The sequence below is a fragment of the Chromobacterium sp. Ag138 genome (assembly GCF_055181315.1).
Map to the genome: position 1 here is coordinate 3518290 of NZ_JBUPWA010000001.1, position 12203 is coordinate 3530492.

The 12203-nt window shown below is 66.8% G+C and carries 12 protein-coding genes; 6 read left to right on the top strand and 6 right to left on the bottom strand.

From position 1 onward, the window contains the following. Positions 1-5: 5 nt before the first annotated feature. Positions 6-2267 carry an LPS-assembly protein LptD gene (locus ACY3GB_RS16365; protein ID WP_463089680.1) on the bottom strand — a complete coding sequence of 754 codons (2262 nt, stop codon included), beginning with the start codon at positions 2265-2267 and terminating at the stop codon, positions 6-8. Positions 2268-2341: 74 nt separating this feature from the next. Here ACY3GB_RS16365 and amgK point away from each other — a divergent pair, with 74 nt between their 5' ends. Genes amgK through ruvC form a run of 4 tightly spaced genes read left to right on the top strand, consistent with a single transcriptional unit; the run spans position 2342 to position 5269 of the window. Further along, a complete protein-coding gene (gene amgK / locus ACY3GB_RS16370; RefSeq protein WP_463089681.1) occupies positions 2342-3376 on the top strand; it encodes an N-acetylmuramate/N-acetylglucosamine kinase AmgK in 1035 nt (344 codons plus the stop codon). Then, positions 3373-4032, top strand: a complete 660-nt coding sequence (locus tag ACY3GB_RS16375) for a hypothetical protein (protein WP_463089682.1) — start codon at positions 3373-3375, stop codon at positions 4030-4032. The genes amgK and ACY3GB_RS16375 overlap by 4 nt, the downstream gene beginning before the upstream one ends. A gap of 11 nt (positions 4033-4043) precedes the next feature. Then, a complete protein-coding gene (gene murU, locus ACY3GB_RS16380; protein WP_463089683.1) occupies positions 4044-4742 on the top strand; it encodes an N-acetylmuramate alpha-1-phosphate uridylyltransferase MurU in 699 nt (232 codons plus the stop codon). Continuing rightward, complete coding sequence (ruvC, locus tag ACY3GB_RS16385) at positions 4739-5269, top strand: crossover junction endodeoxyribonuclease RuvC (protein ID WP_463089684.1); 531 nt, start codon at positions 4739-4741, stop codon at positions 5267-5269. The genes murU and ruvC overlap by 4 nt, the downstream gene beginning before the upstream one ends. 75 nt (positions 5270-5344) lie before the next feature. Here ruvC and ACY3GB_RS16390 read toward each other — a convergent pair whose 3' ends face one another. Then, entirely contained in the window at positions 5345-6097 is a 753-nt protein-coding gene (locus ACY3GB_RS16390) for a trypsin-like serine protease (protein WP_463089685.1), read from the bottom strand. 522 nt (positions 6098-6619) lie between these two features. Here ACY3GB_RS16390 and ruvA point away from each other — a divergent pair. Further along, the gene (gene ruvA / locus ACY3GB_RS16395; RefSeq protein ID WP_463089686.1) at positions 6620-7213 is read left to right on the top strand and encodes a Holliday junction branch migration protein RuvA; all 594 of its coding nucleotides are present in this window, start codon (positions 6620-6622) and stop codon (positions 7211-7213) included. 54 nt (positions 7214-7267) lie between these two features. Then, a complete protein-coding gene (locus ACY3GB_RS16400) occupies positions 7268-8068 on the top strand; it encodes a substrate-binding periplasmic protein (RefSeq protein ID WP_463089687.1) in 801 nt (266 codons plus the stop codon). Positions 8069-8148: 80 nt separating this feature from the next. Here ACY3GB_RS16400 and ACY3GB_RS16405 read toward each other — a convergent pair whose 3' ends face one another. From ACY3GB_RS16405 to ACY3GB_RS16420, 4 genes are all read right to left on the bottom strand, one after another. Beyond that, positions 8149-8499, bottom strand: coding sequence for a BON domain-containing protein (locus tag ACY3GB_RS16405; RefSeq protein ID WP_463089688.1), 351 nt, complete (start codon positions 8497-8499; stop codon positions 8149-8151). 312 nt (positions 8500-8811) lie between these two features. Then, the gene (locus ACY3GB_RS16410; protein ID WP_463089689.1) at positions 8812-10152 is read right to left on the bottom strand and encodes a sigma 54-interacting transcriptional regulator; all 1341 of its coding nucleotides are present in this window, start codon (positions 10150-10152) and stop codon (positions 8812-8814) included. After that, the gene (locus tag ACY3GB_RS16415) at positions 10149-10637 is read right to left on the bottom strand and encodes a hypothetical protein (RefSeq protein WP_463089690.1); all 489 of its coding nucleotides are present in this window, start codon (positions 10635-10637) and stop codon (positions 10149-10151) included. Before ACY3GB_RS16415 ends, ACY3GB_RS16410 begins: the two co-directional genes overlap by 4 nt. Continuing rightward, the gene (locus ACY3GB_RS16420) at positions 10634-12037 is read right to left on the bottom strand and encodes a sensor histidine kinase (protein ID WP_463089691.1); all 1404 of its coding nucleotides are present in this window, start codon (positions 12035-12037) and stop codon (positions 10634-10636) included. The genes ACY3GB_RS16415 and ACY3GB_RS16420 overlap by 4 nt, the downstream gene beginning before the upstream one ends. Positions 12038-12203: the final 166 nt, after the last annotated feature.

Consider the following 12203-nt stretch of genomic DNA (forward strand, 5'->3'; position numbering starts at 1 on the left):
CTTTGTTACTCGTTAATCTTGGTGTAGCCGGGTACGGCCAGACGCAGCGTGTCCTGCACGCCGTTGTTGCCCAGGGCGCCGAGGCCCTTGAGTTCCAGCTGGAAGAACCACGCGTTCTTGGTGGTGGTCGGGTCGGTGACATAGCGTTGGCTGTACATCCGCAGCGACCAGCAACCATCGTTGTACTCGAAGCCGGCCAGCCGCTCAATAGGCTTGCGCTCGATGAAGGAGTAGTTGTAGCGGCCGATCGCGTACCAGCGGCGGGCGATCGGCCACTGCGCGGCGACGTCCACCTGGCGCATCGGACCGGAGTTATTGGAGTTGTCCAGCTGCTCGTAGCGGCCGTAGCGGTAGCGCACGCTGGCGACCTTGCCGGCAGCCGGGTTGTAGCGCAGCTGGGCGTTGTAGCGTTCGGTCATGCCCAATTGCTGGTTGTACTGATAGCTGCTGTCGAAGCGCCATTCGCGGGTCAGGTCGCCGCCGGCGGACAGCAACAGGTCGGAGCTGGGTTGGTTGACTGTCTGCGTGACGTCGTCCTTCAGATAGAAACGCTTGCCCACCGCCAGGCGCAAACGCTCCAGACCGTTGCTCTGGTCGATGAAGCGGCTGGTCAGCGCGGTGGTGATCTGGTTGGCGCCGTTGATGGGATCGTAGCCGGAGTAGCGGTTTTCGGTGAACAGTTGCGCGAAGTTGATGTCGTTGAGCGAGGTATCGAACTGCGGCAGCGAGAGCTGATCCTTGTTGTTGGGAATGTTGACGTAGAACAGCCGGGGTTCCAGCGTCATCAGGTGATCCCGCCCCAGGAACTGGGTGTCGCGGTCGAAATACAGGCCGGCGTCGGTGCTGAAGATCGGCAGCGTGCGGGTCTGGACATTGCTTGCATTGCCCTGGAAGGCGTCCAGATTGTAGTGGGTGTAATTGACGCCCAATTTCGGCCGCAGGAAGCCCCAGCTGCGGTCGAAGTTCCAGCTGACGCTGGGATAGAGCACCAAGCGCTCGCCGTTTTGCAGCGAGGGGTGGTCGAAGCGGGTCAGATCCGAGATCAGGTTGGCCGAGAAGCCGGAAGGCAGGCTCTGGCTCGCGTTGAACGTCAGCTGCGGCATCTTGGCGTAGGGAATGTCGCCGGGGCCTGGGTTGATGGTCAGGTTCTGGTAGCGCTGGGCGCGCAGGGTGACGTTGCCGCTGCCGCCCTGCCAGCCGAGCGCGTAGTTCAGCCAGGCTTCGCGGTTCAGGTTGACGTTGGAGGCGATGGCCACCTGGTCGCCGAAATCGGTGAAGTAGTTGTTGTCCGATACCTGGTTGAAATCCATGCCGAAGGTCAGCCCATGGCCGAAGTTCTGGCTATGGCTGGCGCTCCAGGCGTAGCGGGACTGGTCGGTCAGCTTGTCTTTCGGCAACTGCTCGGTGTAGATGCGGCCGCTGTAGTCGGGCTGCAGGTAACGGAATTCGCCGGCCAGCATGTTGCCGTGCTTGACGTTGATGTGCGGCGTGATGGTGGCGTCGTAGTTGGGCGCGATGTTCCAGTAGTAGGGCAGCGAGAATTCGGTGCCCGAGCTGCCGGTCTTGAAGGTCGGCATCAGGAAGCCGGACTTGCGGTTGCTGTTGAGCGGAAAGTCCAGCCACGGCGAATACAGGATGGGCACGCCGTAGAACTGCATCCAGGCGTTGTGGGCGACGCCGACGCCGGCGTTGTAGTCGAGGTCGGTGCGCGACGACTTCAGGTACCAGGCCTCGTCGCCGGGATCGCAGGTGGTCATCCGGCTGCCGTAGACGCGATATTGGTTCTGTCCCTGGAAGTCCACCTGGCTGCCGTCGCCGCGCAGCGTCACCGGTTTGGCGGGCGGCGCGCCGGGCGCCGGCTTGGCCGCGGTCTGGTTCTGCCTGGCCATGGAAAACACCGGGTCCATGCCGGTGCCGCTGTAGGTGTCGACGTTGTAGTCCAGCGTGGTGCCGGTGATCACGTCGCCGCCGCGGGTCATGCGGAAACGGTCGCCGGCCTTCACCCGGTTCTTGTTCTGGTAGTAGTCCAGCCAGTCGGATTCGATCTTCTGGTCATCCCGGGTCACCACCACATTGCCCTTGGCGTGCAGGATCACGTTCATCTCGCCGTCCAGATCGTCGGCGTGGACCACGGTCTGGCCTGGCTCCTTGGGCGGGGCGGGGACGGCTATCGGCGGCTCTTCGTCTTCTGCGAAGGCGGCGGGGGCATTCAGGGCAAAGGCGGCGGCCAGGGCCAGCGCCAGCGGAGTCAGTTTTTGTCTGTGCATGCACAAAGCCATATCGTGGGGGGCAGTGGGCGGTATAAAATCGTCCAATTCTATCAGCACCACGATAAAGCGACATGCAAAGACAGGAACAGCTCAAGAAATGGCTGGCGCAACAGTATCCCGGCGACGAAATCCAGCTTGAATTCGCCGCGGCCGACGCCGACTTCCGCCGCTATTTCCGTGCAATCTGGCCCGATGGCGCAAGCCGCATCGTGATGGACGCGCCGCCGGAGCGCATCGGCACCGACGCCTACATCAAAGTGCGAGACATCTTCTCCATGGTGAAAGTGCCCGAGATTTACCTGCGCGACCGCGAACAGGGCTTCATCGTGATGGAGGATCTGGGCAAGGTCACCTACCTGGCCGCGCTGCAGCACGACGAACGTCCCCTGGTGCACCGCCATCTGCTGCTGGAGGCGCTGGATACCCTGGTGGAGATCCAGAAGGGCAGCCAGCCGGATGTGTTGCCGGAATACGACGAAGCGTTGCTGACCCGCGAGCTGAACCTGTTCCCGGAATGGTTCTGCGCCAAGGAATTGGGCAAGCCCTTGAATTTCAAGCAGCGCCAGCTGTGGGACGCCGGCGTCAAGGCGCTGCTGCCGGCGCTGCTGGCCCAGGAAAAGGTCTTCGTCCACCGCGACTTCATCGTCCGCAACCTGATGCTGACTCCCGGCGCGCCCGGCGTGCTGGATTTCCAGGACGCGGTTTACGGCCCGGTCAGCTATGACGCGGTATCGCTGCTGCGCGACGCCTTCATCGAGTGGGAAGAGGAGTTCGTGCTGGATCTGGCGATCCGCTACTGGGAGAAGGCGCGCGCCGCCGGCCTGCCGGTGCCGCCGGCCTTCGACGACTTCTACCGCGCCTTCGAGTGGATGGGCGTGCAGCGCCATCTGAAAGTGGCCGGCATCTTCGCCCGCCTGCACCACCGCGACGGCAAGGACAAGTACCGCGCCGAGATTCCGCGTTTCATCAAGTATCTGAAGCGAACCACCCGGCGCTACACCGAGCTGGCGCCGTTCTACCAACTGCTGGTCGACCTGGTGGGCCGCGACGCCACTGACGAGGAACTGCAGTCCAGTTATCCGGTGCTGGGCGTCAAGGGCCAATGATGCGCTGGCCGTTGCTTTTATTGTCGCTGCCGTTGGCGGCCGGCGCCGCCGAGCTCGAGCAGCGGCAGTGCTTCCCGGCGCGGGAGCTGCGCGTGTGCCTGTGGCAGGATGCCCGGCTCGTTGCGCGGAAAGACGGCGGTTTTGGCGGCGACAGCGAAGGCGAGGCCTGGAAGCCGGCCCTGGCGCAGGCCGAGTTGCGAATCTACGACAGTCAGGGCGGCCAGTTGTCGCGCCTGCGGGTAGGGCGCTTGTCGAAGCTGGAACGCACCCGGCTCAGCGATGGCGGCAAGCCGGTGTTTCTGCTTGAGGAAGACCGCTCCGCCGGCTTCGGCTCCTATTCCGGCGTCGAGGCGCGGCCATTCACCGTCGGCGCGCGCGGCATCCGCTTCGTCCAGCCCGAGGGGCGCGATCCGGCCAAGCCGTTCGTGATGGCGAGCTCGCTGAAGAGCGGCTGGAAAGAGGCGCGGGATGGCTTCCTGCTGGCGTCATGCGCGCCGGACTTCCCGGCAAAGGGCGAGTGGGACGGCGAAACCTTCCGCGTCAGCTATCGCCGTTTGAAGCTGCAAGACGGCCAATGGCGGCTGACCGAGCGCAGCGAGCGCGGCTTCTGGGAGAACGAAGGCGATTTCCCGGCCGAACGGCTGTTCCCGAAATGAACGAGAAGAAGATGAAGGCAATGATACTGGCAGCCGGCCGCGGCGAGCGGATGCGGCCGTTGACCGACCATACGCCCAAGCCCTTGCTGGTCGCCGGCGGCAAGCCGCTGATCCAGTGGCATATCGAGCGCCTGGTCCGCGCCGGGGTGACCGAGCTGGTGATCAACCACGCCTGGCTGGGCGAGAAGATCGAAGCGGCGCTGGGCGACGGCAGCCGCTTCGGCGCGTCCATCGCCTATTCGCCGGAAGGCTGCGCGCTGGAAACCGCCGGCGGCATCGCCACCGCCTTGCCGCTGCTCGGCGACGCGCCTTTCCTGGTGTTGAACGGCGACGTGCTGACGGATTTTCCGGTGGAACGGCTGGTCCAGGCGGCAGGCCGCCTGGACGGCGACGCCGCGCAAGCTCATCTGGCGCTGACGCCCAAGGCCGGCTATCCCACCGGCCGCGACCTGACGCTGCGCGCCGACGGCCGCGTGGCCGCCTGCGCGGACGGCGACACGCCGTATACCTTCTGCGGCCTTGCAGCCTACCATCCGGCGTTCTTCCGCGAGGTGAAGCCCGGCGCGGCCAGCCCCTTGCTGCCGTGGCTGCTGGCGGCGATGGAGCAGGGACGGGTTCGCGGCGAGGTGCAGCAGGGGGTGTGGCTGGACGTCGGCACGCCGGAGCGGCTGGCCGAGGCCGACCGCATCGCCTCCGGCTGGACGGCATGAGCCGGCGCATCCTCGGCATCGATCCCGGCAGCCGCATCTGCGGCTTCGGCGTCATCGACGTGCTGGGCAACCAGCGCCATTACGTCGCCTCCGGCGCCATCCGCACGCCGCAGGGCGCCAGCCTGGCGGAGCGGGTCAAGGTGATCGTGGACGGGATACACCAGGTGATCGCCACCTACCAGCCGACCGAGGCGGCGCTGGAGCAGGTGTTCGTCAACGTCAACCCGGCCGCCACGCTGATGCTGGGCCAGGCGCGCGGCGCCTGCATGACGGCGCTGGTGCTGAAGGACCTGCCGGTGGCGGAGTACACCGCGCTGCAGGTCAAACAGTCGGTCGTCGGCCAGGGCAAGGCGCCGAAGGAGCAGGTGCAGTACATGGTGGTGCGCATGCTCAACCTGTCCGGCACCCCGCAGGCCGACGCCGCCGACGCGCTGGCGGTGGCGTTGACCCACGCGAATCATAGCGGCGGCGCCATCGGCAAGCTGGCGAAGAGCGGGCTGAAGGTGAGAGGTGGGCGGTTGGTGTAGGCAAGATCCGGCGGCCCGCCGGTTGCCTATCGCAAAAAAAGCGGCCTGCGGGCCGCTTTTGCCATTTGCGAATCCTCAGCGCCGCCGTTCCGTCGGCCACACCCAGTCGCCCGGAGGCGGCGTCTGGCTGCCGCCGGGGCTGAGCGTTTCCGACCATGCCTGGATATTGCTGGCGTACTTGCACAGCGCGGCGAAGGCGGAAACGTTGCCGGCGTTGCCGTTGTATACCCCTACTTGCACGCCCTTGGGCGACAGCAGCGGGCTGCCGGAGTCGCCGCCGCGGCCGACGTTGCCGTTGGCCAGCAGGGAGACACCGTTGGCCAGCGGCGACGGACCCAGGCGGACGATGTTGGCGACGCTGACCTGCATCAGGCTCTGCCCCAGCTGATAGCCCTGGTCGTCCATCCGCCGCTGCGCCTGCATCGCGCCGATGCCGGCATTGCAATCCTCCTGCGCCACGACCGGGACGACGCGGGCGCCGCCGCGGCCGGCGATAGGCTGGGACAGCTTGAGCAGGGCCAGATCCACGGCCACGCCGTGATGGTCGAACTTGATCCAGTTGGGCTGGGTGTTGTCGCGCCGGGCGCTGACCTGATTTTCAAAATTGCGGCCATAGTAGGCGGTGACGCCGGCCCAGTTGTCCAGGATGCAATGCGAGGCGGTCAGCACCAAATCTTTTCCCACCAGCGAGCCGCCGCAGATATTGCGGCTGCCGTTCTGGTTTTGAAAATCCAGCTTGATGTAATTGGTTTCCTGCGGGGAAAAAGGCGCGGCGGCGGCGAAGTGGGATAATGCCAGCAGGCATGAAACGGCAAGCAGTTTCTTCACGAATGCATTCCTTGTCGATGGGGAGCCAAGGCGGCTTGGCGGCCGCTGTCAAAACCGATCCCAGCAAGGTTGGGCTGATATTTCCAGTATTGATATTCTTGACTCTGGGTAATGTGGCCTTGCCGATTCATTATGCCCAGCTGAAATGATTGTGGAATGCCCGGGTTGAAATTGGCTCTGGATTTTGGGATGACATTTGATTTTGTATTGGCTTGAGAATTGAATGCCTAGCCGCGCGATTGGCTGAATATCAGGCTGCGGCCGGCGCGGCATAAAATGAAATAGCCATCTTGTTAATATTCACCGGCGCGCGACGAAATATAGTCTGAGCTTGATTTATTTTAAGCGTAGTTACTTTTAAATATTTGAATAGCTTGTCGGGATATATCAAAAGCCGGCAGAATGGGCTTTCGCCGCCGGGCTGGGCCTTGCCGCCCGAGCCGGGTGGGCGCGGGCGCGGCTTGTGGGATAATGCCGGCAGCCGCGCCAGTCCGGCGCGGGCCTGATTGCGAGAATGCCAAGATGATCGGACGTCTTTCCGGAAAACTGATCGAAAAATTGCCGCCGCAAGTGGTGGTGGACGTGAACGGCGTCGGCTATGAAGTGGACGTGCCGATGACCACCTTCTACCAGCTGCCAGCGCTGGGCCAGCCCTGCACCTTGTTCACCCACCTGGCGGTGCGCGAGGATGCCCATTTGCTGTACGGCTTCGCCAGCAAGGAGGAGCGGCAGACCTTCCGCCAGTTGATCAGGGTGACCGGCATCGGCGCCAAGATCGCGTTGGCGATCCTGTCCGGCATGACCGCCGACGAACTGGCGATCGCCGTCGCCAGCGAGGACATCAAGCGCTTGTCGGCGGTGCCGGGCATCGGCAAGAAGACCGCCGAGCGGCTGGTGCTGGAGCTGCGCGGCAAGCTCGCCACCGGCGGCAACCTGACGGTGCCGGGCGGCCTGGCTTTCGCCGCCACGCCGGACGAGAAGAGCGACATCGTCAACGCGCTGCTGGCGCTCGGCTACAACGAGAAAGAAGCGGCGGCGGCCACCAAGAGCCTGCCGGCCGACGTCACGGTCAGCGAAGGCGTGCGCCTGGCCCTGAAGAGCCTGATGAAGGTCTGACGCCTATACTGCCGATGCGGCCGCGCGAGGCGGCCGCGACGGGAGGGCGAAGGCATGAGGAGACGGTGCGCGGCTGCGGTTGCGCTGGGAATCGGCCTGGGCGGCATGCCGGCGTTCGCCTTCCCCTTTCACTGCCCGCCGCATCCGATACGGTTGGCCTTCTACCGCATCGGCCTGTTCTACACCGACCGCAACGGGCTGGATTGGGATGTCGCCGAAGAGCTGCGCCGCCGCAGCGGCTGCCGCTTCGAATACGAGGTGATGCCGCGCGCCCGCATCTGGCGCGAGCTGGAGGCCGGCAGGCTGGACATCACGCTGTCGGCCATTTCCACCCCCGAGCGCGATCGCGTCTATTGGTTTCTCAACTACATCCAGCTCAAGCAGTATGTGCTGCTGTCTCCCAAGCTGCCGGCGGCCATCGATTCGATGGACGATTTCATCCAGGCCGGCGCGCCGTGGCGCTGGGCCATTGTCCGCAGCTACAGCACCAGCGCCTATTACGATCCGCTGGTGGTCCAGCTGGCGGCGAAGGGCCGGATGGTTGAAGTGCCGGAGGAGGACTTCCTGTTCCGCCTGCTGGCGCAGAACCGCGTGGCCGGCATCTTCTCCACGCCCATGGTCTATCGCCAGAAACTGCGCGAATTCAATCTGGAAGACCGTGTGCGGGTGGCCGATTGGGACAAGGTTTCCGCGCCCAGCCCGCGCGGCATCGTGTTCGCCAAGCGGACGTTTTCCGAGCAGGACATCGGCCAGTGGCAGGCGCTGGTGGACCGGATGAACCGTGACGGCACCATGCGCAGGCTGATCGGCCGCTACATGACGCCGGCGGAGACCGAAACGGCGCTGTGGCGTTGAGCGGGCGAAAAAAAGCCCGCCTTGCGGCGGGCAAACGGATGCGGGACGGTTGCCGTCCGAGACGAACGGCGAAATCTGACTTAGCCGGCGGGCAGCAGGTTGACCTGGGTGCGCACGCTCTTCACGCCCGGCACGCGAGCCACTTCCTCGGCGATGCGGGAGACCACATCCTGGTTCGGCGCGGTGCCGTTCAGCACCACGTCGCCGTTGTTGACTTGAGCCTCGACCTTGGCGCCCAGCTGAGCGGCGGACTTGGCGACGACTTCGTTGATCTGGCGGCTCAGCTCCGCGTCGGCGGGGGCGGCGGCGGCGTGTTGTTGAACCGCTTGCTCCTGTGCCGGCGAGCTGGCGGTCTGCTTGGTTTCCGCGGCGATGCCGGCGCCGGCGTACAGGGCGGGAATCAGGCTGGCGATGATCAGGGTCTTGCGCATGGTGAGTCTCCTAGGACTGGGTGAGGTCGTTGCGTTTGGCTGGCGCTCCGGGACGGCATCGGCGGAGAAGCATTTCCGCCGGGCCGTCTGTTCCGCAGCGCCATCAGGCCAATCGCGCTTGGCTCCCGGTACAGCAAGCGCCGTGCCAGCCCTTGTTTTTCCTTATTTATCAGTTGTTTGACGGTTTTCGGCGGGTAAGGCACCGGTCCAGGAGGCCGGATTTGTCGCCGTTCGGCGACAGCGATCCGGCCGCGGGCTGGAAAATCGATTCCAATCAATGCTTTGCGGCTGTCGCTGTTTGGCGACAGCCGCCTAGCCGTCCTTGAACGCGGCGGCGTGCAGCTCGTGCTTTTGCAGCAGCCGGTAGAACTCGGTGCGGTTGCGGTCGGCCAGCCGGGCGGCGTCGCTGACATTGCCGCCGGTCAGGCGCAGCAGCCGCTCCAGGTAGTCGCGCTCGAACTCGCGGCGGGCTTCGGCCAGCGTCGGGATGGCGCGGGACTCGCCCGCCACCGCCTTTTCCACCTGGGCTAGGGTCAGCAAGGGGCCGGTGGCCAGCACGCAGCACTGCTCCACCACATTGGCCAGCTGGCGGATATTGCCTGGCCAGCGCGCGGCGGCGAGGAAGGCAAGGGCGTCCGGCGCGAAGCCCGTCACCGTCTTGCCGTAGCGCGCCGCCACCTGTTGCAGGAAATGCTGGGCCAGCAGCGGAATGTCCTCGCGCCGTTCGGCCAGCGGCGGCAGCGTCAGCGCCACCACGTTCAGCCGGTAATAGAGATCCTCGCGGAACTGGCCGTCGGCGATGCGGGCCGGCAGATCGCGGTGGGTGGCCGACAGCAGCCGGATGTCCACCGGCAGCGGCCGGCTGGCGCCCACCGGCCGCACTTCCCGGTCCTGCAGCACCCGCAGCAGCTTGACCTGCAGCGGCAGCGGCATGTCGCCTATTTCGTCTAGGAACAGCGTGCCGCCGTCGGCCTGGCGGATCAGGCCGTCGTGGCGGGCGGAGGCGCCGGTGAAAGCGCCTTTTTCGTGGCCGAACAGCTCGCTCTCCAGCAGGTTTTCCGGAATCGCGCCGCAGTTGACGGCGACGAAGGGCCGGCCGGCGCGACGGCTGGCCTGGTGGATGGCGCGCGCCAGCACCTCCTTGCCGCTGCCGCTTTCGCCTTGCAGCAGCACGCTGGCATCAGTGGCGGCCACCATCCGCGCCTCGCTCAGCAACTCCTCCATCGCCGGGCCGCGGCTGACGATGCCGGCGCGCCAGTCATCGCCGGCGACGCCGTCGCCCGCCGACAGCGTCAGGCCCTGCGCCACCTTGTCCAGCAGCAATTGGCCGTCGAACGGTTTTTCCAGATAGCAGAACACGCCGCGGCTGACCGCCTCCACCGCGTCCGGCACGGTGCCGTGGGCGGTGAACAGGATGACCGGCAGCGTCGGATAGCGGCGGCGCGCGGTTTCGAACAGCTGCAGGCCGTCCATGCCCGGCAGCCGCCAGTCAGTCAGCAGCAGGTCGGCGCGGCGGGCGGCCATCGCCGCCAGCGCGGCTTCGGCGCTGGCCAGCGCCTCCACCTCGTAGCCGGCCGCTTCCAGCCGCAGCCGGACCAGGCACAGCAGATCGGGATCGTCGTCCACCAGGACGATGCGGGCGGGGGCGTTCATCGCTTGCTTCCTCCGCTGAGGCCATTGGGCTTGGGCAGATCCAGCTCCAGGCGGCGCAGCGCGTCCAGCTTGGCGGCCTGGTCGTCGATGCGTTTTTGCTGGTCGCGCAATTGCTGCTGCTGGCGGTCGCTCTGGTCCTGCAGCCGGAACTGGGCCTGGGCCTGGCGCAGCTGCAGCCGCGCCAGCGCCGCGCTGGCCGGCGACAGGCTCTTGTCGGCCAGCAGCTTGTCCAGCTCGCCGGCCAGGCGCCCCGGATCGCCGCGGTTGGCGCGCAGCACGCGCAGCAGGCGGTAGCTGTCGCAGGCTTCATAGGCCTGCCAGCGCTGGCGCACGGCTTCGTCCGGCCAGTCCAGCGCGATCAGCAGCGCGTCGCTGCCCGGGCAGTAGCGTATCGGCGGGCTGGGCTGGCGGACGCCGGCGCAGGCCGCGAGCAGCGGCAGCAGCATCAGCGGCAGCCAGCGCCGCGGGAAAACGGATGGGGTCATATCGGCTCCGGTTCAGGCCAGTGGAGGCGGAAGCGCGCGCCGGGGCCGTCGTCCAGCAGCCGCAGCTCGCCGCCCATCAGCTGCGCGTAGCCGCGCGCCATGGTCAGGCCGAGGCCGCTGCCGGGACGTTCGCCGTCGGGCGCGGGTCCGCTCCAGAAAGGTTCGAAGATTTTGTCGCGCAGCGCGTCGGGCACGCCGGGTCCCTGGTCGGCCACTTCCAGCCAGGCCTGGCCGCGCTCGCGGCCGCAGCGCAGCGTCAGCCGCCCGCCGGCGGGGCTGTGGCGGATGGCGTTGAGCAGCAGGTTGTCGACGATGGTTTCCACCTTGGACGCGTCGCCGCGCACCGCGCCGGGCGCGCCGTCCAGCGCCACGTCCAGCCGCTTGGCTTGCCACAGCGGCTGGCAGCTGGCCAGCCTGGCCTCCAGCAACTGGCGCAGCGGAAAGGCGGAAACGTTCAGCGTGGTGGACAGCCAGAGGCCGGCGTCCTGCTTCAGCAGCGCCTCCACCCGCTGGCGCAGCGTCAGCGCGTTGTTGCCGAGGATGTCGACGATGTGGCGCTGTTGCGGATTGAGCGGGCCGGCCACCTGCTCCTTCAATAGCGCGGCGGCCTCGTGTATCGACGCCAGCGGCGTCTTCAGCTCATGCGACACCTGGCGGAAGAAGCGGGTTTTCTGCTGTTCCAGCTCAACCAGCCGCAGGTCCAGCTGTTCCAGCTCCCGTCCCAGGCGCTGCAGGTCGGCGGGGCCGGCCTGGCGCCAGTTCAGCTGCCGGGCGCCGCCGGCCAGCCGGGCGATGCGGCGCTGCAGGCCGCGCAGCGGAGCGTGGATCAGCAGGGTGACGATCAAGGCCAGCAGCACGGCGGCGGCCAGCGCCAGCCAGGCCAGGCGGTTGGCCTGCAGCCGCATCCGTTCGATGTCGTCCCGCCAGCTGGCCTGCCGCTTTTCGCCGGCCTGGGCCAGCGTCTGCTGCTGTTGATCCAGCACGCGGTTCAGTTGGCGGAACAGCGCGTCGCGCTGCTGGCGGCGATCGGGGGACAGCCTCTGCAATTGCGAGGCGAGGGCGAGGGCGCTGTCTATGCCGGCTTGCGCTTCGGCCGGCGCGTCCTGCCGCAGCGTCCGCTGCGCGCGCTGCAGCTCGCCGCGCGCCTGGCTGGCGGTCTCGCCGAGCTTGCGATCGCGCAGGATGGCCGCCTGGCGGCTGGCGCGCTCGAATTGCACCGCCTGCTCTTGCGACAGGCGCGCGATGTCCTGCCAGCGTTGGGCCTGGCGCTGGTGAAGCTGGGCGCTGTCGGCGGCCAGGCCCAGCTCGTGGCGCAGCTGCACCAGCGCCGCGGTGGGGATCAGCGCGACGCCGAGAAAGCCGGCCAGCAGCAGGCCGCGGAAGGAAAGGAAGCGGAGCATGGTGTCGGCGATAAAGAAAACAGGGGCGCGGATGCGCCCCTGTTCAGCAGACAGGCCGGCGGCCGATTGGTTCGCGGCCGCCGGCCCGCGCTCAGCGCGCGGCCAGCGCCGGGCGGTGGCGGCTGGCGGGCAGCAGCGCGGGCGCCAGCTCGTCCAGCCTGGGCGC